Here is a 21,208-nt window from a genome sequence, read left to right on the forward strand (position 1 = left end):
TCACTTCCCTTGACGCTTGTCGCGGCGCCGGTCGACCGGCTGATAGGCGATGCGGGCGTGCCAGCCGCAATAGGGCAGCCCCTCGGCGGTGCGGCCGCCGCAGAAGAAGAAATCCGGCGAGCCGGGATCGCCGAGCGGCCAATGGCACGTCGACGACGTGAGATCGAGCAGCGTGCAGCGCTCGCCGAAGGCGGCGTCGGGCGCCGCCAGCTCGGCCTGCGCGGCCGCGGCAGCCTGCTCGGCCGCGAGCTGCTCGGCGCTCGCTGGCGTCGTGTCGTCGGCGCGGAAGCAGAGCTGCTGCGAGCGAGCGGGCTTGGGCGCCTTCGGCGGCTTCGCCAGAGCGCGTGCCTCCGCGCGCTCGCGCTCGCGCTCCGCCGCCGCGATCCGCGTCTTCAGCACCACCTCGGTCCGTCGACCGGTGAGGCCGAGCCGCTGGACCTTCCCGGCGACCTGGCTGCGCGTGCCGCCGATCGCCTCGGCGATCTCCTGATAGGACCGGCCGGCCCGCCACTCCTGCGCGATCCACGCCTCCAGCGCCTCGTCCCAATCGACGTAGCCGGACGCGAGGTAGCGGATCGGCGGCAGCGGGAGCGGCGCGCCGGGCTGCGCCGGCGGAGCGGCGACGATCACGGGCGCCGGCGCCGGCTCCTGGACAGGAGCCGGCTCGATCGGCGCGACGACGATGGGCGCCAGCTCCGGCGCCGGCTCGGGTGCCGGCTTCGGGACGTCGAGGCCGAGCCGCTTGACGATCACGCCGACCTCGTAGGGCGTGATGCCGCGGATCGCCATGGCGATCTGGCGCGGCGTGCGCTGCCCGTCCCACAGGCGGCTGACGGCCTCGCCGTGCGTCAGGACGATGGCGTCGAGCATCATCCCCTCCGGTTGCGCAGGTTGCGGCGCTTGACGGCCAGATCGTGACGCCATCGCTCGATCAGCGTCTTGGCCGGCGCGTCGGTGCGCGCCCGGGCGCGATCGAGGAACAGGCGCATGACGACGTGATCCGGGTCGGTCAGGACGCTCTCGGGGAATTCCTCACCGCCCAGCAGGACACGCATGGCGCTCTCCGATCGGTTCGGCCAGTGCGGGGGCTGCCGCCTCGACGAGCGCCCGCACCGCGGCCTCGTGAGGAGCTAGAAGGGAAAGCAGCATCGACGCTTGGCCGACCAGGGCGGCGCTCTCGCGGAGCTGGTCGAGCGTCACGCCGAGGCGCTCGTTCGGGTAGCGCGCCAGGAAGACCTCGACGCCATGGTTCGCCAGCACCTCGCGGTTGGCGTAGATGCGCAGCTCGAAGGCGAGATCGGCGAACGAAGTGGTCGGCATCACGAGCGTGCTCACGAGGGCTCTCCGGTCAGGGCGTCGATCGACGCCTGGTCGAGCCGCACCGCGGCGATCACCACGTCCTCGGGCCCCAGGATGGCCAGCACCACGTTGGCGCCCGCCGTGGTGAGCATGAGGGCGGCGGCGCGTCCCGGTGCGACCATGCACCGGTCCGCCACGTCGATCGTCACGGTCAGGCCGCCGATCGGGCGCGCGTCGATGACATGCCGGATCGACGCAGCGACGAGGCGCAACTGGCGATCGTCCAAACGGACAGGTGTGATGCGGAACGCGCCGCGCAGGGTCAGGATCATCCCGCCGGTGTCCCGCAGCAGGTCGAGCTGCGGGCGGCTCAGCGCGATCTCACGGGCCTGCGAGGATGCGGCGGTCATGACAGCGGTCCGTTGTATTGCCACCAGCCCTGTGAGCCGGAGCAGGGATACGGCGGCACGACGGGCTCGACGTCCCGCATGGGCCAGCCCCAATTGAAGGTCTGGTCGCGGTCGGAGTCGTTGGTGAAGCCGAAGGCGCGGGCGCACTCGTCGCCCGGGATCGCTTTGCCGATCACGGCCGTGCAGACGATGGCGCCATAGGGAAGCCGCAGCGCGTCGTCATGGCCCATCGCGGCGGCGATCTCGGCGGTGTCGACCGTCACGGCGCGCGAGCGGCGACGGCGGAGGCCGGCTTCCTGCTCAGCCTTCAGCCACGCCTCGACACGCAGCAGAAACGGCAGCGCGATATCGCGATGAAGACACGGCGTGCTGCCCGGGTCGGCAGCCGCGAGCTGCCAGATCAGCGTGGAGACCTCGGGAAGCCGCATGCGCCGCACGGCCGCGTGGATGCCGATGCGCTCCCCCTCGACGGGCGGGTTGATGTAGTGGCTGTACGGGCGCTCGCGGAATTCGTAGGGCTTCGCCCCGATGGCGATCAGCGAGGCCCAGGGCTGCCAGACGGTGATGATCTTCATCACGCCCTCCCGGCCTTGCCGGCTTGGCTCTTCCGGCCCAGCGCCTGGCGCAGCTTGCGGCCGAGGCCGCGCTGCACGGCGGCATAGTCGTCGCCGTCGAAGAACTCCCAGCCCTGCTTGCCGACGACCGTGAAGGCGTAGCGATCGAGATCGTCGAGCGGGCGGGAAGCGACGAACAGATAGACGACGCCGAGCTGCACCAGGCGCATCCACTGCGCCGTGATCACGGCCCGCTTGATATCGAGCGCATCGGCCTCGCGGCCCGGCCACTCCACCCCGGCCTCGCGGGTGATCCAGCTCTTCAGCGCCTCGATCACGGCCGCGGCGTCGCGGGCGTCGCGCAGCCAGCGGGTGTGGACGATGCCCGTCTGCCGGGCGACGAAGGCGAGCAGCGCGGCGTCGGTGCGATCCTGCACGATGCCCAGGTCGTGAGCCGAGATCCACAGCGCGCGCAGCTTGGCCGCATAGGCGCCGTCGAGCTGCAGCGTGCCGTCGGCACCGCCGTGCCGCGGGCCAGTGCCGCGCGGCAGCTCGTCCGGCAGGCCGCTCGCGAACGCCGACTTGAAGTGGCCTTTGGGCTGGCCCGAAAGGTCTTTTAAGCGGTCGATCACCTGCGCGGCTTGGGCGCGCGTCAATGCCTTGGCGCTGCGGCGACCGGTCAACCCTTCGAGCACGTCGCGATAAGTGGCGTCGTCGAGGCCGATGCGCGCCTTGAGGGCGTGCATGGCGCCGATCTGCTTCGACGTGGCGGTCGGGACATTGGCGGGCAGTGCGTTCATCGGATGCTCCCTTCCGGGACGATCTCGCCGTCGATGGTGCTCGGTTCGCGTGCCAGATCGAGCTTCACGTCCCCGTGCGAGACCATGCCGCGCAGCTGGCACTCCAGCGCGTCGGCAAGCCAAGCCGACCCGCAGGTCAGGTCGACCGACACGGTGTCGTCGAGCCGCGAGATGGACACCGACACGGCGGTCTCGCTCGGGGCGTGGGTCACGGCCCGACGTCCTGAGCAGCGGATTGCACGTTCAGCGCCGTGACCAGCTCGCCGGCAGCGTGCGCACGGCGGAGATCGCCGAACAGCTCCCGCGCGGCCGGAACCGTGGTGCAGGACAGAGCGATGGTGACCGTGGTGCCTCCGGTCGAGAGGCTCACGTCCTTGATGCGGGCTTCGGTGGTCGGGGATGTCATTGGCGGTCTCCTGATCAGGCGCTCGCGAGGTCGATGGTGATGGGCTCCCAGACAGCCGCTGGCGAGACGCGACGGTGGAAGCGGACGTACTGCTTCGAGCCGACGACCCGGATCGCGTCGGCGATCGCCTGCATGGCCGAAACCCACTCCGGATCGTCGATCTGGAGACGCCGAAGTGCGAACAACGCGGCCCGGTTGATGCGGCCTTCCTTGTCGACGGCGAAGGCGTGCTCGACCAAGGCTCGCAGTTGCGGCAGCGAGCCGTTCGACCATTGGGTGATGCAGGCATCGACGAGCGTCTTCGCAGCCTGCAGCTCCGGGCCGAAGCTGATCTGATCCTGAACCTGGACCGTCACCTTCAAGCACCCGTCATAGGACGTGAACGTCACGTTCCCCTTCGCGCCGCCGCGGCGAGCGCCGTACTTCTCGGCGAGCAGATCGAGCAATGCGCCCACGTCATCGAAGGTGTGACCTCTGAACCTCGCGATCTCGTCCGACAGGATCGAGGCGTGGTGGATGATCTTGCGGACCATCGCGTCTTCGAGCTGGTGCTCGGGCCGCACCGTCTCGATCGGCACCAGCCGGCCGGCGCTGTCCGGCATGTAGCGCTGGCCCGCGATCTCGATCCAGGCGCGGTCGATGGCGGCCTGCAGGAGCGAATCGCTCGGCGCCGGCGCGATCGTGCTCGGGTCGAGCGGCGTGCCGTCAGGGCTGAGGATCTGCGTGTTCACGGGCGGTCTCCTGATCAGGTTCGGGGGGCTCGGCGTACTCGTAGCCGAGGCCCTGGAGGGCGTCGGCGAGGGCATCGGAGAGGGCGGCGGACGAGGCGGCGAGCTGCGCCATGCGCAGCCTCGCCTCGCTGTCGAAGGCCCGTGACCGCAGGCGGGCGAGCTCGTCGAGCTGGGCGAGGAGCTGATAGGTGGTCGCGGCCACATCCTCGAGATCGAGCAGGCGGGCCGCCACGGCGACGATCTCGTCGATCGACAGGCGCCCTGCCTCGCGCGGCGCCACGCCGTCCATCACGCGGGACGCCGCCTCGACCGGATCGGCATCCCGCCAGCGCTTGTCGCCGCCGGAGGTGCGCATCACCATCTGGCGGGCCTGGCCGACGCGCTCGGCGAAATCGTCGTCGGTGTCGAGCCTCCCCTGGGCGCGACCGATGGCATGCAGGATCGTCGTGTGGTCGCGGTCGCCGAGGCGGCGACCGATCTCCGGCATGCTCAGTGGTGTCAGCTCACGAGCGAGCCAGCACACCGCCTGCCGGGCCGTGACGTACTCTTTGGCGCGGCGGTTGTAGGCGATCATGTGGGCCGGCACGTCGAACGCCCAGGCGACCGCGTTGACGATCATCTTCAGGGTGACGCGGGGCTCGCCGCTCATGCCGCGTCGCCTCCGAACGGGCACTCGACGACGCGCAACGCGGCGCGGTGCGGCTTCGGGAAGAGCACCACGCCCGGCACCTGGCCGCAGGCGACCTGCACCAGCATGTCGAACTGCGCCGTGGTGAGCGCCGGCTGCGCCGCAGACGCGACGACTTGCTCGGAGAGCAGCTTTCGCGCGGCGTCGTCGAGCAGAGCGTCGCGGCTCGCCTTCAAATCGGCTTCGAGGCGCTCGGCGGCCTCGGCGGCGGCGTGAAGCGATGCGGCGAATACCGCTTCGCCCTCGCGCGTGAACTCGCACGTGCCGTTGCAGATCGCCGTCATCCAGTGCGCGAGGCGCAGGATCTGCTCGGAGAGCGGGGGCTCGGGGATCATGACCGGCCTTCCTTCCGTGCGAAACGGGGACGGAAGCAGTTCATGAGGGCGCCGGTGCTGCGATCGAGGTGCTTCCGGAGCCCGAGGATGTCGTGGGCGAAGTTGAACCCGTCCGCGGCGAGCAGGGCTTCCAGACGGAGCGGGCACCCATTGGCGTGGGTCGCCGTGACGTCCATCTGAACGTCGAGCTGAGAGAAGCGATCGTGGTGCCGCGCCGCCTGCAGCTCCTTCCACGCGCGGCGCGCAATCTTGCGGATCACGATGGCGTCGACGGCGGAGACCTGGAAGCTCGGCAAATCGCGCTTTCTGTTCGGCGTGGTCATGCGGCATCTCCCTTGATGCGGCTGTGGGGGCACGCGCCCGAGCGGCAGGCGCGGGCGACGCGGGCGCGCACCGAGGAGGTGGCGGCGAAGCCGAGCTTCTGCTGATCGAGGCAGTGGTCGCGGGCGATCTCGCCGAGCACCGGGCAGTCGACCACGGCGCCCATCAGGGCGCCGGACACGCGCGCCTCGACGGCCGCGTAGTCGCCCTTGTAGGAGCGGCTCAGGACGGCCGAGACCACGGCGGCCGAGTAGCCGACGCGGACGGCCGCGGCGTTCTGGGAGGTGCGGGTCGCCTCGGCGGCGAGGGCCTCGACCCACGCCGGCAGCTCGACACCCCAGGCCTCGGCGGCCTTTTCGGACGGCGTCTTCGGGGCGGGCTTCATGCCGAGACCTCCTCGGCCGCGGCCTCGCCCATGACGGCGCCACGGTTCGGGTCGAACACGACATGCGCGCGCAGCACCTGGGGAGCCTTCGGGCCGGTGTTCATGCCCGGCCGGAGCTTCCAGACGGCCGGCTTCTTCGGTCCCCCCGGCACCACGGCCATGAGGTAGCCGGCCGCGACCAAGCGCTTGATGTAGGTGCGTGTCGTGATCTCCTCGACCGCCAACTCGTCCGTCGACGCCGCGAGGATCAGCTCCGCATAGGCGAAGTGACCGAGATGGCGGATCGCGGTCCACAGCTGCTGCTGCGCCGAGGGCGGCGCCTGCGTTCCATCGCGCCGCAGCCGCGGCGTCGCCGCCGGGCTCTTCACCAGGCGATAGTGCGGCACGCGCCCGCCACCGACCTGGCGCGCGATGCCGCCCCTGACCAGACGGCCGACGAAGTCGTGCACACTGGCGCGATGCGCGTTCGAGAGCGCGACCACCTCGCCGGACGTCCATTCGCCGGCCTTGTCCAGCTCACGGATGACCGACCAGTAGTGATCGTGCCCGCGCGGGATCACGATCGGAGCCTTGAATGCCGTCGGCGCCGGGACGAGAGGCTTTGGCATCAGGCGCTCCGTCGCTGCGCGTCGACGTTGCGCGGCGCCGGCGCCCGCGACGTGAAGAACGCGGTGCCGCCCCAGGCGGCGCGGTCGATCGTGGTCAGGCCGCGGTTTCGCGCGAGCTCGGTCACCCGGGCGAGATTGACGACGATGCGCCGGGCGCGGCCGTCGGACTGCTTTCTGATCTCGTCGAGCAGATCGGGCGTGATGGTGACGCGCGGGCACAGCGCGGCGGCGAGTGCCGCTGTGTCGTCGAGGTCGCAGGGCTGCGCCGACATCCAGTCGAGGACGCGGTTGTGGACGCGCTCGTGCTGGACGAGCTTCGCCGGCAGCCGCTCCTCGCCGATCAGGATCACGGGGCAGCCGGCGACGTCGCCGATCTCGCGCAACAGCTCGACCATGCCCTTGTCGACCAGCTTGTCGGCCTCGTCGACGATCAGCGGGCGCCGCGGGTCGTCGCCGAGCGTCGCCTTGGCCTGGTCGGCCATGTCGTTGATCGTGCCGCGCGCCTGGATGCCCAGCTCGAACAGCAGGCTCTTCAGGAAGCTCTTGCGCGTCCAGGACTCGCCGACCTCGACCCGCACGGCGCGCGTCTTGTTCTGCGCGAAGATCGAGGCGTAGGTCTTGCCGTAGCCGGACGGGCCGTGACAGACGCCGATGTTGGGAAGGTGCGGCGCGCGCTCGATCAGCCGCATGGTGAGCGCCATGAAGTTGGCGACGTTCTTGAGCGGCACCTGTCCGCCCTTGACGCCAAGGGGTGTCGTCGACATCTTCCCTCCGTTGATGGTCTCGAATTGCTGCTCTAGAGCCCCGTCGCGTCGTGCCAGGACGCGACGGGGTTTTTCGTTTCGGCCGCACGCGCATCCTCGGCGACGAGCGGATCGCAGAAGTCGTAAGTGAGCGCGAAGCCCTTGAACTCCGGGCCGGCTCGGTAGCCGCCGAGCCACATCGCCTCGTCGGCCGCCACCGGCTCGCCGGCAACGATCCGGGCGATCAGATCGAGGGCGCGCTTCCAGCGCTGGTGCTTCGTCTCCTCGGTGCGCAGCGGGCGCACGACCTGATCCTCGGCGATCAACCGTGCCTGCAGGGCGAGCACGTCGGCCGACGGTGTCGGCGGCTCGACCGCGCGCGGCGTCATGGCGTCGAGCGCCGCGGCGATCGCCGGCGTCTCGTGCTGTTCGGTGCGTTTCGGCAACGTGATCACGTTCGGCGCCTTCGCAGCCTCGACGTCGCGCTCGGCCACGGACAGCACGCGCTCGATCAGGGCCGGCCCCTTGGTGATCTCCTTGATGGTGCGCCGCGCCTCGCGGGTCGCCTCGTCGAGGATCTCGGCCTGCGCGGCGCGCCGCGCCGCCATCAGGGCCGCCGGATCGATGCCGGCCAGCTCGGGGCATAGGCCCTCGCCGACGAAGCGGCCGTCGTCGGCATCGAAGGCGTAGATGCGGCCGGCATCGGCCGGGTCCATGCGCACCAGCACGCGGTCGCCCGGCAGCGCCTCCATGACCACGTAGTGGAAGCCGTCGACCCGCACGCCGAGCTTCGTCACCTCGCGGGTGCCGTCGCCGCCGGCGACCGGCATCAGCAGGAGATCGAGGGCGCGCGGATCGACGGTGCGAATCGGCCGCTTGGAGGCGGCGGCCGCGAGCCGCGGCGAGGTTTTCAGCGCCGCGTGCTCGCGCTCGGCGTAGACGGTGTCGACCCAGCGATCGACCATGGTCTGCAGCGCGGCGCCGGTGAGGCTCACGCCGAACGTCTCGGCGGTGTCGGCGCCGAGGTTTTTCGCGAAGCCCTGGCGATCTTCGAGGCGCTTGCGATCGGCGACCGAGTGACCGACGAAGCCCGGTAGCAGCGTGGCGCAATCGTGCTGGAACGTCTTGATGACGCGCTCGACGAAGGCCTTCTGCTGCGGCTGGTAGGGATCCGACAGCTCCATCTCGATGCCGAGCGCAGCGAACAGGCGCTGCGTGTCGCGGGCGACGAAGTCGGAGCCGTTGTCGGTCTTGATCTTGTCGGGCACGCCCCAGGCGAGGATCGCTTTGCGGATCAGCAGCGCCACGGCCGAGGCGCGCGGCGTGCGCGAGACGTAGAGCACGGTGCGCCGGGTCGCGATGTCGATCGCGGCGTAGATCGTGTGGCGGCCGTCGATGCACAGCGCGTCGATCGGCGAGGCGTCGATCATCCACAGCGTGTTCGGCTCGACGACCCAGCGATAGGAGCCGACGCCGGACGGCGCCAGGTGCGAGCGGTAGCGGTCCGGGTTGGAGAGCTTCGTCAGGGCGACGTGCTCGTCCTGCTTCAGCTTCGCGACGACGTGCTGGATGGTGCGGACTGGCGGCACCGGCACGGCCTTGCCGTTGCCGAGGTCCAGCGTGTCGCCGAACTCCGAGCGGATCAGCTGGCGCAGGTGATGCGCCGAGAGGTGCGGGTTCTGCGCGAGCAGCGCCAGCAGGAAGGTCCGCACGCGGCCGCCGGCGGCCTGATCGAGCACGCCTTTGCCCTTGCGGGCGGCGCTGCGATCGACGGCCAAAGCATCGGTGCGACCGGTCTCGCGGGCGGCACGCCAGCGCGCCAGCGAGCGCGGCGACAGCGCCGGGACGATCTCGCGGATCCACGGCTCGATCGTGAGCGAGCCGGCGTTGTAGGCGTCGACGAAGAACTTGGTGCGCGCCGTCTCCGAGAGGCGCTGCCCGTTCGAGCAGGCCCGGTAGGCCGCGACGATGGCGAGCCGCGCGTCGCGCTCCAGCGCGGCGCGGTCGGAGAGGTCTCGGCCGGTCGACGGCGCGGGTGCGGGCGGCGCCGGCACGTCGGCGGCGCCGATGGTCCGGTGCCGGCGCTCGTAGGCGATGCGGGCGAGCGGCGGCAGGAGGGCGACGTTGAACTCCAGCCCGCCGCCACGGCCCGAGCGACGCCGCGCATAGGCGAGGCTCTCGGCCCAGCCCTCGCGGTCGGCGAGCAGCTGGACACCGCGCTCGGTGTCCGGCAGACCCGGAAGGGCTTCAGCGGCGAGCTCGCGCGCCGTGCACCACTCCCTCATCGCCGCGCCTTCCACTGTGCATCGGCGGCCTCGATCTCGCGGTCGAGCTTCTCGCGCAGCTCGCGCGCCTTCTCGCGCCGGAGAAGGGCCTCGTACTTCGCCTCGATCACGATCAGGCCGGCCTCGTTGAGCAGCGTGTTGAGCGGGCGGACGTCCCCGGTCACCACGACGAGCCCGGCGAGCCGCTGCGCCGAGATGGCGTGCGGCTTTTCCGGGGACGCGTAGGCGTCGAGCGTCGCCTTCGACACGCGCTCGCCGAGATGCTCCGACAGCGCGGCAGCCACCTCCTCGCGGGAGCGGCCGCACTCGTCGAGCGTCTTGGCGATCGCGCGGGAGAGCCGCCGCGCCGGGGTCCACGCCTTGACCTGGTCCGCGTCGAAGCGCGGCACCACGGGCGCCGGCGCGTAGTCGCGGAACAGGTCGAGCGTGCTCGGGTCCCGGCGCGGCATGGCGGTCACCGCTTGGCCTGGGCCGTCGCCCGGCTGCGCGCAGCGAGCCACGACGTGATCGCGTCGTAGTTCGCCTCGAAGAACGCGTGCTGCTGCTTCTCCTTCAGCTTCGCGAACTTGCCCGCGAGCCGCTCCCAGGCGGCCGTACGGGCCGGCGCCGGCGTCTTGTCGATCGACGCGATCGCCGCGGCGACCGAGGAGACCCCGGCGTGCGGATCGAGCAGCAGTGCGGCGATCGCCTGCTGGCGTGGCTGCGGCTGCTGGGCGAGCGTGAGCAGGTCGATCTGCTGATCGGCGATCGGGTGCAGCGCGATCGCCGTCCGGACCGCCCCGTCGATGCCGGTCGCGATCTGGGCCGCGATGCGCACCGAGCGCTCGGAAATGCCGAGCACGTCGGCCGCGACCGTTGAAAAGCTTGCAGAAAAAACCTCGGCAGAATCTGCCGCAGTTTCCTTCCGGGGCCGACCACCGCGATTGACCGCGTGCTGGCGGTCGTGAATCTCCTTCCACGCCGCAATGGCGACGCAGCGGTCCAGCTCGGTCTGGCCGACCCGGTAGAAGTTCTCCTTGATCTCGCGGAGCCGGCAGGTGGCCTCGTCGGCGTAGCGCTCGGGGTCCTTCAGCTCGACCTCGATCGTCGTGCGCCCGGCGGCCCGGTGCGCGGCGAGCCGGTGTCCGCCCGTGATCAGTCGATACGTGCCGTCGCCGGTGGCGACGACCTCGATCGGGGGCAGCTCCTCACCGGCGGCGATCTGCTCGGCGAAGGCCTCGACCCAGTCGGGCCGGATCGGCCGCAGCCGTCCGGAGGCGTCGATTTTCTCGATCTCGATTGTCGTGATGGTCATCTGCTCTGCCGCTTCGCGGATGGTTTGAAGGTCGGTTCAAAGGTCCGGAAAAAAGCCGGCGGACGCGCCGGGAGCGCGCCCGCCGGAGTTCGGACCAGTCGTGTGCGGGGCAGCGCCCCGCCGCGGGGAGCCCCCGCAACCCACCACTTTGCGCAGGTGGCGCGCATCCCCCATGATCGGCGTGCTGAGAACCGAACCGGAGGGATTGGGGATGACCGAGAAGGAGACGAGGCTGGAGCGGGTCCGTCGTCGCTTCGACAAGCAGACGAGGGACGACTCGACGTTCTGGCGCTTTCCGCTCACCGAAGCGGTGATGACGCTGTTGCGTTCCGGCGAGCCAGTCACGATCGACTCGTTGATCGAGCGACTGAAGAAGCCCCTGGAGGTACCGGACGTCCCGCTCACGGCTGGCGCTTCAATGGCGGCCATCGACCGCCTCCAGAAGCTCCGCACCGAAATGGAAGGTGATCACCAGAAGTAAGCGCGCCCAAGCATCCTCGTCTTGGCGGCCGATCTCGTCTGCCGCGGCGACCACGGCGCCGCGGTAAGCGGCGATCTCGCTTTCGTCGGGATGAGTGGCCTGGAGTGTCTCGAAAGCCTGTTCGAGCGTCGGCGCATCCTTGGCCGACGCTCCCGTCCTGACGGGCGCGAGCGAGGCCGCGATCGCCTGCGCGAGCATGAGGTGCGGGCTCATTGCAGGGCCTCCAGATCTTGCGTGGGGATCGCGTCCGCCGCGACCATGGCGTCGTGCTGCAGGCGGGCGAGGCTCGGTGCCTGCTCGCGCACCATCGTCACGAGGCTCTCGCGCGCAGCGCGCAGCGCCAGCACGTGCGCCTGGCGCAGGTCGCGCTCGACGTCGCAGATCGTCCGCGCGCGGATCTGCTGATGCAGCTGCGCCTTCGCCTCGTGATAGGCGATCGTGACGGCCTGGAGCCGGCGGGCGAGCGTGATCCGGCTCATCGCGCACCTCGCGTCATCAACTCGAGGATCGCGGCCGAGACCGTCAGCCAGGCGCACAGCAGCGTCGCCGCGACGATCAGGCGTGCATAGGCGCGCTCGGCCCGGCCGATCATGGCGTCCCCCGTGCGGAGGTCTCGACCACACCCGAGACGTCGCCGCCGCAATGCGGGCAGCGGAACGTCACCGTCTTCAGGGCCGGCACGGCGCCGCTGCGCCGGACGTAGCCGTCCCGCCGGATCCGCGTGGCCCAGCGGTTGAACGAGGACGGAGCGATCGTCTTGGCGCCGATCGCCACCACGGCGAGGTTCAGGTCCAGGAGGATGTCCTGCTGGGTGCGCTTGCGCGCCAGCACGGCATCGGCGGCCGCGTCGACCGCGGCGTCGGCCGCTGTCGGCAGCAGCTCGACCGAGCACAGCTGCCCGCGCTTGCCGGCACTGGCCTTGTCCGGACTAGGCCGATCGGTGGACACCGGACGGGTCATGACCCCCTCCGCGCTGTCGACAGGCATGCGGGGATTTGACTGGAGGGGGCTGTATCGAGTCGGGTACGCTTCCGGGGTGAGACGGGTCCGCCGCGGTATCGCTCGGGCCACAGGACGGAGGGCTCGACCCCGAGGGCCGCCGCGATCGCACGCTCGCCGCGCACGTTCCGGCGCCGCAGTGCGACCCCGCACGCGGAGGGTTCGAGACCGGCCGCGAGCGAGATCCCGATCAGGGTCAGCCCGCGGCGGTGCACCTCTGCCTTGATGGCATGACGATCCCACGTCCGACGTCGCCGCATCTCTCGCCTCAGAGGACCGGCCGCCCCCAGCGGCCGGTTTTTTGGGACACGCAAATCAGAATTCAGACGATATTCGCCAAACTTGGCTGAGGCGTCAAGCCAAACTTGGCGAGGCAGGGCTGTGAATTGAGCGAGCCAGACCTAAGGGCTTTTGCAGAGCGGCTCCGAGACGCTGTCGAACGGGCAGGCGGTAAAACCGTTGTTGTTCAACGTTCTGGCGTTCCAGATCGCTCTTTGAGTCACTATCTCGCGGGAACCACCGAGCCGAAGGCATTCGCTCTAGCCGCGATCGCCGAAGCATGTTCAGTGAGCATGGAGTCGCTGATGGGCTCAGCGGCTCCTGCCGGTCTGCCAAATTTGGCGGAGCGATTCGCCTTCGTTCGTCGTTACGACGTGCGCGCGAGCGCCGGTAACGGAGCCCTCACCACCGCCGACGAGCTGGAAGGTGGCGACTTCGTCGCGTTTCGGGCCGATTGGCTGCATCGGATCGGAGTAAGCCCGCGCCAAGCCGAGGTGCTGATCGCGATCGGAGATTCGATGGAGCCGACGATCCGCGACGGCGACCTGCTGCTGATCGACCGCTCGTTCGACCGGCCCAAGGACAACGGGATCTACGTCTTGGTGTTGGGCGGCATGGTTCTGGTGAAGCGCGTCCAGACGCGCCGGGACGGAAGCGTGGTCTTGCTTTCCGACAACCAGAGGTACGAAAATGAAGTCGTGCCGGCGGACGAGCTGCCGGACCTCAAGGTCGAAGGGCGGGTGCGCTGGTTCGGCCGGACAATTTAGGCTGCGAGGACAGGACCATGGATACTGCCGTCGGCATCATGGCGATCGTCGCTGGCTTCGGCCTGTTGATGCTGCCGTTCTGGATTTGCTTGTCTGGGCGGGGCGCCGGCTTGATGATCGGCACCTTTTTGGCATGCCTCGCGACGCCGCTGGCGGGCGTTTTCCACCTTCTTGCCGGCCTGCTGGTGTGGATTTTTGCCTTCGTTCTCGCCGGTCTGGCGCACCGGGCGCTGAAGCGCGAGCTGTTCGAGCAGCGGCTGCTCGCCGAGGTCCGCGCTGCGCGCCAGGCGGCCGGCCGACCTCCGCAACAGAGGAGCGCATGATGGATGGCGCCCTCGTCGTCGGGCTCGCCTTCGTGGCGATCGTCGTCTTCGCTCCGTTCTGGTACGCGCTGGCCGGCTACGGCGTCCCGATGAAGGTCGCGACGTTCGCGGTGTGCCTCGCGGTGCTCGGCGCCGCGGTGTTTTTCTGGGTCGCCGGGCTGATTCTGTGGCTCGTCGCCTGGGTGCTCGCATTCGTCGCCAACGGCGATCCGGAGCGCCGAGCCGCCGCCGAGCAGACCGCGAAGTGAGGCTTCTCGAGCAGCGTTCGAAGGGCGTTTGTCGGGCCTCTGAACGCCGCGCTGGTTTTTCGGAGTTCCGCTTTTCGCTTTGGTCGCCCTTACCGGCTGTTCTTGTTGATATTGCACACGGAATTTCGCTCTCCGGCCATTCTCGGCGAACTCCGAATCCAGTTCGGAGTTCGCACTGAGCGGAAACGAGAATTTCCGCCGCCGCCCCGCCGGCCGTGCCATTCGATCTTGCGCCCCGCCGCCCGCCGGATCGGCCCGCCAGCGCCGCCTAGGTGCCCGTCGCGCCGTCAAAAGATCGCCAGAGCACGGGAATGCTCGGTTGATCCCACATCTGCCATCTGATCTTGCGGGTTACACCCGCCTGCTGGTCGTCCTGACGATCCTGTCGACCTTCAATCAGCTCGATCGTCAGCTCACCGTGATCCTGCTAGAGCCGATCCGCTGCGAGTTCGCGCTCTCCGACGTCGAGCTGGGGCTGCTGTCGGGCTTCGGCTTCGCGATCCTCCATGCCGGGCTCAGCATTCCGGCCGCCGTGTGGGTGGTGAACCGCGGACGGCGAAACCTCGTCGCCGTCTCGACCGCGGTGTGGGGCCTCGCCACCGTCGCGTCAGGCCTCGCCCAGTCGTTCGGCCAGCTTCTGCTCGGACGCATCGGCATCGGCATCGGCGCCGGCGAGGCCGGCGTGACGCCCGCCTCGCACGCGATGATCTCCGACGCCTTCCCGCAGCAGGAGCGCGCCGGCGCGATGGCGGTGTGGTCCTCGGGCATCAATCTCGGCGTGCTCCTCGCCTTTCTGGTCGGTGGCTTCGTGGGCCAGCGTTACGGCTGGCGCGCCGCCTTCGTCGGCTGCGGCCTCGCCACGGCGGCGATGGCGCTGGTGGTCCGCTTCGCCCTCGCCGAGCCGGCGCGCGCGGCCGATCGCGCCGCCGATGCGCTGCGCGCCATGCCGTCGCTCGCCCTGCTCGCGCTGACGATACGGACCATGTGGGGCGAGCCGGCGCTGCATCACATCGTCTTCGGCGCCACCATCACGGCGACGGTCGGCTACGGCGCGATCTCGTGGGTGCCCTCATTCCTGGTGCGGGTGCACGGGCTCGACCTCGCCACCACGGGCACCTATCTGGCGCTGGTGATCGGGGTGGGTGGTGCCGGCGTGGTGCTGCTGGGCGGGCGCCTCGCCGATCGGCTGCAGCGCTTCGGGCTCGGCTGGTCGCTCGTCGCGATCGGGCTGTGGCTGATCGTCGTGAAGCCGTTCGGGCTGATGTTCTATCTCACCTCCAGCACGACGGTCGCGCTCGTCGCCTTCGTGCTTCCCGCGACCGCCGCCAACGCCTATCTCGGCCCCGCTCTCGCGGCGCTCCACAACGGCTTTCCGCCGACGGTGCGGCCGGCCGCCTCCGCCGTGTTCCTCATCGCCGTCAATCTGATCGGTCTTGGCGTCGGCCCGCTGCTGGTGGGCGCGCTCAGCCAGCTCGTGTTCGCCGAGGCCGGGCCGCGCTCGCTCGGCTACGCGCTCGCCGTGATGCAGGGGCTGGGCGCCTGGGGCGCCCTTCACTTCATCCTCGCCGGCCGTTGGCTCTCCCGCCGCGGCGCGGCCTGAACTGCCCTGCCTCGCACTGACGTCGATCCACTCCGCTCATCCCCGCGGACGCGGGGATCCAGAGCCACACATCGTGTCGCCACTGGGTCCCCTTCGCGGGACGAGCAGACACCGGCTCCGAGTTCATCCCGGCCTAGAAGTGTCCAGCGTGCCCGGGCGCCGTCGTGATCCTGCCGGCGCTGCTCGCCTGGGATGCACGCACCAGCACGGTCGGCGGCGTCACCGCCGTGATCGATCCGCAGACCAGGCAGCCGCGTCCGCTCGGCGCCGAGCCGCCGTCGGTCGCGCCGCCCGAGGGCAAAGGCGCGCCGATGGTCGGCCCCGCCGCCGACGGAAACCCGCAGGCCCCGGGCCGGGCCTCCCGTCACTGCGGCGGACGTCCGCTGCCGCAGCGGGCGGCCATGCCGGGCGATTCGCGCTCCGCTGTCCGGCGCCGGGTGGTCCGGGCCGGCCGTCGACGCCGCTTCCGTAACCCCTCGCTAACCAGCCGAACAGCCTCCGTAATCGTGCGGATTCAGGGTCCGCGGGGCCGTCCCGCAAGGCCTCCGGTGCTGCTGCGGCGCAGCGTTCACGGTCCCTAAACGGCTCATTCAGCGGGCATTCATGTGCCGGTGCCCAGGTTGCCGAGCGTGAGAGGCTGCCGGATCCAAAAGCCTCGGGGGAAGCGCAGGACCACCCATCCCGTCCGTGCCGTCGCGAGCCGCCGTATCGGCGGCGTGCGGCACACCCTCGACCCCAGGGCCCGGCAGCACCGAACGGCAGCACGATCTCGGCCCGGCGCGGGCGACCGCGCAGGACCGCAACCAGAGCAGACCGATGGCCCATCGTATCGACTTCGGCGACCTCCGCGACGGCGCGACCGGTGGTCCCGCCCGGATGCAGGAGGCGCTCCGCGCCGGCCTCGCCGCGACCGGGAACGAGGGGCATGCCCGGATGATCTCCGGCCAGGACGTGCTGTTCTGCGGCAGCCCCGACCCGTCGCCGCGCTGGCGGGCGGGCGAGCGGCTGCATCATCTGTTCGAGGACGCGGCCGACCGGTTCGGTCGCAACGCCGCGGTGGTCACGTCCGACGCGTCGCTGACCTATGCCGAGCTCGACCGCCGCGCCAACCAGGTGGCCCGCCACCTGATCGCCCGCGGCGTGAAGGCCGGCGATCGCGTCGGCCTGCTGTTCGACAAGACGGTCGAGACCTACGTCGCGCTGGTCGCGGTGATGAAGGCGAACGCCGCCTATGTGCCGCTCGATCCCGGCCTGCCGGCCGAGCGCATCCGCTACATGCTCGGCGACGCGATGATCCGCACCATCGTGTCGATGGCGAGCTTCTCCGAGCGGCTGTCCGCCCAGGACGCCACCGCCGTGCTGCTCGACGCCGAGCGCGCCGAGATCGACGCCCGCGCGCCCGACCGGCTGTTCGCCGGCGAGGTCGGCGAGACCGACGACCAGGGCTGCTACGTCATCTACACGTCGGGCACCACCGGCAATCCGAAGGGCGTGCTGGTCGAGCATCCGAGCATCTGCAACTTCGTGCGCGTCGCCGCGGACCGCTACGGCTACCGGCCGGGCGACCGCGTCTACCAGGGCATGACCATCGCGTTCGACTTCTCGATCGAGGAGACCTGGGTGCCGCTGATGGCCGGCGCCACGCTGGTGCCGGCGCGCGCCGGCGGCGGGCTGGTCGGCGAGGAGCTGGCCGACTTCCTGCACGAGCGCCGCGTCACCGCGATGTGCTGCTGCCCGACGCTGCTCTCCACCATCGAGCGCGACCTGCCGCATCTGCGCCTGCTGATGGTCGGCGGCGAGGCCTGCCCGCAGAACCTGGTGATGCGCTGGAGCCGGCGCGGCCGCACCATCCTCAACACGTATGGGCCGACCGAGGCGACCGTCACGGCGACCGTCACCGAGCTCGTGCCGGAGAAGCCCGTCACCATCGGCATCCCGATGCCGACCTACTCGATCGTGATCCTCGACCCGGCGGAGCCGCGCTCCATGCCGCGCGGCGAGCTGGGCGAGATCGGCATCGCCGGCATCGGCGTCGCCGCCGGCTATCTCAACCGCGAGGAGCTGACGGGCCAGAAGTTCATCGACGACTTCGTCGGCATCCCGAACAACGCCTCCAAGCGCATCTATCGCACCGGCGACCTCGGCCGCATCAACGACGCGGGCGAGATCGAGTATCTCGGCCGCATCGACACCCAGGTGAAGATCCGCGGCTACCGCATCGAGCTCGTCGAGATCGAGTCGGTGATGATGGAGATGCCGCAGATCGCCCAGGCCGCGGTGTCGACCTTCGAGCCCGAGCCCGGCCAGCCCGAGCTGGTCGGCTATTATGCGCTGAAGCCCGGCGCGGCGGCGCTGCCGAAGGCCGAGATCGTCCAGGCGCTCAAGCGCCGGCTGCCCGCCTACATGGTGCCCGCTTATCTGGAGGAGCTGGCCGCGATCCCGATGTCGGCCTCGAACAAGGCCGACCGCAAGCGCCTGCCGAAGCCGACCGGCGGTCGCGTCCAGGCCGGCGGCAGCGACAAGGTGGTCGCCGCTCGCACCGACAACGAGCGCCTGCTGGTCGAGGCGATCGCCGAGATCCTCACCGTCGAGCGCGTCTCGATCGAGGACCACTTCTTCGACGACCTCGGCGCCAACTCGCTCCTGATGGCGCGCTTCTGCGCCCGCATCCGCCGCAACCCGGGCATGGAGAACGTCTCCATGCGCGACATCTACACCAACCCGACGATCGCCAGGCTCGCCGCGATCTTCGACGCCGACGGGCAGGCGGCCGAGGTCGCGGTCGCGCCCGAGCCGTTCCACGTCCCGTCGGACTTTTCGTATTACGCCTGCGGCGCGGCTCAGCTCCTGTTCTACGGCGCGATGAGCCTGCTCGGCCTCGCGGTCTTCGACATCGGCCTCGAATGGGCCTATGCGGTGGCCGGCGACCCGGTGCAGCTCTATCTGCGCAGCGTGATCGCGGCGGTCGGCGGCTTCTTCGGGCTGACGGCCGTTTCGGTGATCGGCAAGTGGCTCCTGGTCGGCCGCTTCACGGAGGAGCGCATCCCGATCTGGTCGGCGCGCTACTTCCGCTTCTGGGCCGCCAAGACGCTGATCCGCAACGCGCCGGTTGCGCTGTTCGCCGGCCACCCGATCTTCAACGTCTATCTGCGCCTGCTCGGCGCCAAGGTCGGCCGCAACACCATCGTCAAGACGCGCTTCGTGCCGGTGGCCACCGACCTGATCTCGATCGGCGACGACACCATCCTGCGCAAGGAGACGATCCTGCTCGGCTACCGGGCGCAGTCGAACTACATCACCACGGGCCGCGTCAGCATCGGCGACCGCGCCTTCGTGGGCGAGGCGAGCGTGCTCGACATCGACACCGCGATGGGGAACGACACCCAGCTCGGCCACGCCTCCTCGCTGCAGAGCGGCCAGCGCGTGCCGGACGGCAAGCGCATGCACGGCTCGCCCGCCATCGAGACGACGGCTGACTACGTGCGGGTGGAGGCGCCGCCCGCGTCGATGCTCCGCCGGGTGCTCGCCGAGACCGTGCAGCTCGCCGGCCTGTTCGCGATCGTCATCCCGCTGCCGATCGTCGCGCTCGCCCTGTGGGAGCAGCACTCCGCCACGGCGGCCGGCGCCGCCGCCGCGACCGGCTTCTGGACCTCGCTGCCGACCGTGCTGGCCGTGTCGGTGATCTCGTTCTTCGGCTCGCTCGTCACCGGGCTCGCCGGCGTGTGGGCGGTGCCGCGCCTCGCGCGCTTCTTCCTGAAGGAAGGCCGCACCTACTCGACCTTCGGGCTCCACGCTTGGCTGCAGGGCCTCACCGAGAAGTTCTCGAACTCGCTGTTCTTCAACGTGCTGTTCGGCGATAGCTCGGCCATCGTCCACTACATGCGCTTCGTCGGCTGGAACCTGAACAAGGTCGACCAGACCGGCTCGAACATGGGCACCAACCAGAAGCACGACAACCCGTTCTGCTGCGAGATCGGCTCCGGCACGATGGTCTCGGACGGGCTGTCGATGATCAACGTGGAGATGTCGGCCTCGGCGTTCCGGCTCTGCGACACCCGCATCGGCGACAACAACTACCTGGGCAACAACATTCACTATCCGCCCGGCGGCCGCACCGGCGCCAACGTGCTGCTCGGCACCAAGGTGATGATCCCGATCGACGGCCCGGTGCAGGAGAATGTCGGCCTGCTCGGCTCGCCGCCCTTCGCCATTCCCCGCATGGTCGAGCGCGACAAGTCGATGCTCGGCGCCATTCCCGAGGACGAGCGGCTGCGCCGTCTCGCCGCCAAGAACCGCTACAATGCCGTGACGGCGGCGCTGTTCCTCGCCACCCGCTGGCTCCTGGTGTTCGCCTCGTTGGCCGTGTGGCAGGCCGCGCTGCTGACCTACGACCGCTTCGGCGTCTTCTCGCTGTTCGCCGCCGGTGCCGTCACGTCGGCCGCCGCGGTGCTGTGGTTCACGTTCCTGGAGCGCGCCTCGCTCGGCTTCGGCTCCCTGAAGCCCGAGATGGTGACCATCTACGATCCGTATTTCTGGAGCCACGAGCGGCACTGGAAGCTGTCCGACTGGCCGCACGTCCAGCTGTTCGGCGGCACGCCGATCAAGAGCCTGATCCTGTGGCTGATGGGCGTGAAGGTCGGCCGCAAGGTCGTCGACTTCGGCTGCTCGATCACCGACCGCAGCCTCACCCAGGTCGGCGACTACGCCAACCTCAACGAGGGCAGCGTCCTGCAGGCGCACTCGCTGGAGGAGGGCGTGTTCAAGTCCGATCACATCCGCATGGGCACGGGCTGCACGCTCGGCCCCTCGGCCTTCGTGCACTACGGCGTGACGCTCGGCGAGCACGTGGTGATCGACACCGATGCCTTCCTGATGAAGGGCGAGGTGGTCGACTCCCACACCACTTGGCGGGGCAATCCGGCCAAGCTGTTCCGCCGGCACGGCTCCGCCGACGGCGCGCTCGGCGCCGCCGTCTACCGGGCCCCGGAGGCGGTCGCCCCGGCCTACCGGATCGCGGCGGAGTAGATCCGTGCCGCCGACCGACCTGATCACGTCGACAAGCATGGCCGGGCTCGCCCCGGCCATTCGCGTTCTTCGCGCCGGCCGCGGCCGGGCGCGCCGCCGGAGCATGCAGCCGTGGACATGACGACGAAGCCGAGAGTCCGAGGGCTCTTTCCGGGGGCGCCCGCGCCGGCGAGCGTGCGGCTCGCCGACGTGACGGCCGACAACTGGCGCGACGTCGCCGCGCTCGAGCTCGAGCCCGAGCAGCGCGATCTCGTCGCCGGCAATCTCTACTCGATCGCCGAGTCGAAGTTCGATCCGCTGGCGCGGCCGCGCGCCATCTACGCCGGCAGCGAGCTGGTCGGCTTCCTGATGTACGACGTCGGCAGCGACGATCCGCGGCGCGCCGTCATCTACCGGTTCATGATCGACCGCCGCTTCCAGGGCTTCGGCTACGGCCGTGCGGCGCTGGAGCGGGCGCTCGACGAGATCCGCGCCGTGCCCGACGTCGCCACCATCGCGATCTGCTACGAGCCGGCCAACCCGGCCAAGAAGCTCTATGCCAGCGTCGGCTTCGTCGAGATCGGCTCCGACGAGGATGGCGAGGTGATCGCCGAGCTTCCGGTGACGGCGGCATGAGGCGGAGGACGG

29 protein-coding genes are annotated in these 21,208 nt (G+C 70.1%); 6 read left to right on the forward strand and 23 right to left on the reverse strand.

The window, feature by feature from the left end:
• From CCR97_RS04295 to CCR97_RS04405, 23 genes are all read right to left on the reverse strand, one after another.
• A complete protein-coding gene (locus CCR97_RS04295) occupies window positions 1-873 on the reverse strand; it encodes a GcrA family cell cycle regulator (RefSeq protein WP_201159327.1) in 873 nt (290 codons plus the stop codon).
• A complete protein-coding gene (locus CCR97_RS04300; RefSeq protein ID WP_111358134.1) occupies window positions 870-1,055 on the reverse strand; it encodes a hypothetical protein in 186 nt (61 codons plus the stop codon). The genes CCR97_RS04295 and CCR97_RS04300 overlap by 4 nt, the downstream gene beginning before the upstream one ends.
• Entirely contained in the window at window positions 1,033-1,335 is a 303-nt protein-coding gene (locus CCR97_RS04305; RefSeq protein ID WP_111358135.1) for a hypothetical protein, read from the reverse strand. The genes CCR97_RS04300 and CCR97_RS04305 overlap by 23 nt, the downstream gene beginning before the upstream one ends.
• Window positions 1,332-1,709, reverse strand: coding sequence for a hypothetical protein (locus CCR97_RS04310; protein WP_111358136.1), 378 nt, complete (start codon window positions 1,707-1,709; stop codon window positions 1,332-1,334). Before CCR97_RS04310 ends, CCR97_RS04305 begins: the two co-directional genes overlap by 4 nt.
• Window positions 1,706-2,284 carry an ASCH domain-containing protein gene (locus tag CCR97_RS04315; protein ID WP_111358137.1) on the reverse strand — a complete coding sequence of 193 codons (579 nt, stop codon included), beginning with the start codon at window positions 2,282-2,284 and terminating at the stop codon, window positions 1,706-1,708. Before CCR97_RS04315 ends, CCR97_RS04310 begins: the two co-directional genes overlap by 4 nt.
• A complete protein-coding gene (locus CCR97_RS04320; RefSeq protein WP_111358138.1) occupies window positions 2,284-3,063 on the reverse strand; it encodes a regulatory protein GemA in 780 nt (259 codons plus the stop codon). The genes CCR97_RS04315 and CCR97_RS04320 overlap by 1 nt, the downstream gene beginning before the upstream one ends.
• A complete protein-coding gene (locus CCR97_RS04325; protein ID WP_111358139.1) occupies window positions 3,060-3,275 on the reverse strand; it encodes a hypothetical protein in 216 nt (71 codons plus the stop codon). Before CCR97_RS04325 ends, CCR97_RS04320 begins: the two co-directional genes overlap by 4 nt.
• On the reverse strand, window positions 3,272-3,469 hold the full coding sequence (locus tag CCR97_RS04330) for a hypothetical protein (protein ID WP_111358140.1): 198 nt from the start codon (window positions 3,467-3,469) through the stop codon (window positions 3,272-3,274). The genes CCR97_RS04325 and CCR97_RS04330 overlap by 4 nt, the downstream gene beginning before the upstream one ends.
• A 14-nt stretch (window positions 3,470-3,483) precedes the next feature.
• On the reverse strand, window positions 3,484-4,200 hold the full coding sequence (locus CCR97_RS04335) for a DUF3164 family protein (protein ID WP_338049051.1): 717 nt from the start codon (window positions 4,198-4,200) through the stop codon (window positions 3,484-3,486).
• Window positions 4,175-4,849 carry a helix-turn-helix domain-containing protein gene (locus CCR97_RS04340; RefSeq protein ID WP_111358141.1) on the reverse strand — a complete coding sequence of 225 codons (675 nt, stop codon included), beginning with the start codon at window positions 4,847-4,849 and terminating at the stop codon, window positions 4,175-4,177. The genes CCR97_RS04335 and CCR97_RS04340 overlap by 26 nt, the downstream gene beginning before the upstream one ends.
• A complete protein-coding gene (locus CCR97_RS04345) occupies window positions 4,846-5,223 on the reverse strand; it encodes a hypothetical protein (RefSeq protein ID WP_111358142.1) in 378 nt (125 codons plus the stop codon). Before CCR97_RS04345 ends, CCR97_RS04340 begins: the two co-directional genes overlap by 4 nt.
• The gene (locus tag CCR97_RS04350; protein ID WP_111358143.1) at window positions 5,220-5,546 is read right to left on the reverse strand and encodes a DUF6874 family protein; all 327 of its coding nucleotides are present in this window, start codon (window positions 5,544-5,546) and stop codon (window positions 5,220-5,222) included. The genes CCR97_RS04345 and CCR97_RS04350 overlap by 4 nt, the downstream gene beginning before the upstream one ends.
• Entirely contained in the window at window positions 5,543-5,929 is a 387-nt protein-coding gene (locus tag CCR97_RS04355; protein WP_111358144.1) for a transcriptional regulator, read from the reverse strand. Before CCR97_RS04355 ends, CCR97_RS04350 begins: the two co-directional genes overlap by 4 nt.
• Window positions 5,926-6,537, reverse strand: coding sequence for a hypothetical protein (locus tag CCR97_RS04360; protein WP_111358145.1), 612 nt, complete (start codon window positions 6,535-6,537; stop codon window positions 5,926-5,928). Before CCR97_RS04360 ends, CCR97_RS04355 begins: the two co-directional genes overlap by 4 nt.
• Window positions 6,537-7,301: an AAA family ATPase gene (locus CCR97_RS04365; RefSeq protein WP_111358146.1), complete on the reverse strand. Its 765-nt coding sequence runs from the start codon at window positions 7,299-7,301 to the stop codon at window positions 6,537-6,539. Before CCR97_RS04365 ends, CCR97_RS04360 begins: the two co-directional genes overlap by 1 nt.
• A 32-nt stretch (window positions 7,302-7,333) precedes the next feature.
• The gene (locus tag CCR97_RS04370; protein ID WP_111358148.1) at window positions 7,334-9,565 is read right to left on the reverse strand and encodes a Mu transposase C-terminal domain-containing protein; all 2,232 of its coding nucleotides are present in this window, start codon (window positions 9,563-9,565) and stop codon (window positions 7,334-7,336) included.
• Window positions 9,562-10,014 (reverse strand): hypothetical protein, encoded by a 453-nt coding sequence (locus tag CCR97_RS04375; protein ID WP_111358149.1) that lies wholly within the window; start codon window positions 10,012-10,014, stop codon window positions 9,562-9,564. Before CCR97_RS04375 ends, CCR97_RS04370 begins: the two co-directional genes overlap by 4 nt.
• Window positions 10,015-10,019: 5 nt before the next feature.
• On the reverse strand, window positions 10,020-10,859 hold the full coding sequence (locus tag CCR97_RS04380; protein ID WP_201159328.1) for a ParB N-terminal domain-containing protein: 840 nt from the start codon (window positions 10,857-10,859) through the stop codon (window positions 10,020-10,022).
• Window positions 10,860-10,895: 36 nt separating this feature from the next.
• Window positions 10,896-11,288: a hypothetical protein gene (locus tag CCR97_RS04385; RefSeq protein ID WP_146618931.1), complete on the reverse strand. Its 393-nt coding sequence runs from the start codon at window positions 11,286-11,288 to the stop codon at window positions 10,896-10,898.
• On the reverse strand, window positions 11,275-11,553 hold the full coding sequence (locus CCR97_RS04390; RefSeq protein WP_146618932.1) for a hypothetical protein: 279 nt from the start codon (window positions 11,551-11,553) through the stop codon (window positions 11,275-11,277). The genes CCR97_RS04385 and CCR97_RS04390 overlap by 14 nt, the downstream gene beginning before the upstream one ends.
• The gene (locus tag CCR97_RS04395; protein ID WP_111360043.1) at window positions 11,550-11,819 is read right to left on the reverse strand and encodes a hypothetical protein; all 270 of its coding nucleotides are present in this window, start codon (window positions 11,817-11,819) and stop codon (window positions 11,550-11,552) included. Before CCR97_RS04395 ends, CCR97_RS04390 begins: the two co-directional genes overlap by 4 nt.
• Window positions 11,820-11,928: 109 nt before the next feature.
• Window positions 11,929-12,300: a DUF3486 family protein gene (locus tag CCR97_RS04400; RefSeq protein ID WP_111360044.1), complete on the reverse strand. Its 372-nt coding sequence runs from the start codon at window positions 12,298-12,300 to the stop codon at window positions 11,929-11,931.
• A complete protein-coding gene (locus tag CCR97_RS04405) occupies window positions 12,297-12,599 on the reverse strand; it encodes a helix-turn-helix domain-containing protein (RefSeq protein ID WP_111360045.1) in 303 nt (100 codons plus the stop codon). The genes CCR97_RS04400 and CCR97_RS04405 overlap by 4 nt, the downstream gene beginning before the upstream one ends.
• A gap of 234 nt (window positions 12,600-12,833) precedes the next feature.
• On the opposite strand from CCR97_RS04405, the gene CCR97_RS31550 reads away from it, so the two are divergent.
• The 6 genes from CCR97_RS31550 (at window position 12,834) to CCR97_RS04435 (ending at window position 21,196) form a co-directional block, all read left to right on the forward strand.
• Window positions 12,834-13,385 (forward strand): S24 family peptidase, encoded by a 552-nt coding sequence (locus CCR97_RS31550; protein WP_244670261.1) that lies wholly within the window; start codon window positions 12,834-12,836, stop codon window positions 13,383-13,385.
• 17 nt (window positions 13,386-13,402) lie between these two features.
• Window positions 13,403-13,708 carry a hypothetical protein gene (locus CCR97_RS04415; RefSeq protein WP_111360046.1) on the forward strand — a complete coding sequence of 102 codons (306 nt, stop codon included), beginning with the start codon at window positions 13,403-13,405 and terminating at the stop codon, window positions 13,706-13,708.
• Window positions 13,705-13,956 carry a hypothetical protein gene (locus tag CCR97_RS04420; protein WP_146618933.1) on the forward strand — a complete coding sequence of 84 codons (252 nt, stop codon included), beginning with the start codon at window positions 13,705-13,707 and terminating at the stop codon, window positions 13,954-13,956. The genes CCR97_RS04415 and CCR97_RS04420 overlap by 4 nt, the downstream gene beginning before the upstream one ends.
• Window positions 13,957-14,275: 319 nt before the next feature.
• Window positions 14,276-15,556: an MFS transporter gene (locus CCR97_RS04425; RefSeq protein ID WP_111358394.1), complete on the forward strand. Its 1,281-nt coding sequence runs from the start codon at window positions 14,276-14,278 to the stop codon at window positions 15,554-15,556.
• 816 nt (window positions 15,557-16,372) lie between these two features.
• The gene (locus CCR97_RS04430; RefSeq protein ID WP_111358395.1) at window positions 16,373-20,581 is read left to right on the forward strand and encodes a Pls/PosA family non-ribosomal peptide synthetase; all 4,209 of its coding nucleotides are present in this window, start codon (window positions 16,373-16,375) and stop codon (window positions 20,579-20,581) included.
• A gap of 117 nt (window positions 20,582-20,698) precedes the next feature.
• Window positions 20,699-21,196, forward strand: a complete 498-nt coding sequence (locus CCR97_RS04435) for a GNAT family N-acetyltransferase (RefSeq protein ID WP_111358398.1) — start codon at window positions 20,699-20,701, stop codon at window positions 21,194-21,196.
• Window positions 21,197-21,208 lie beyond the last annotated feature (12 nt).

It is taken from the genome of Rhodoplanes elegans (assembly GCF_016653355.1).
Classification (GTDB): Bacteria; Pseudomonadota; Alphaproteobacteria; order Rhizobiales; family Xanthobacteraceae; genus Rhodoplanes; species Rhodoplanes elegans.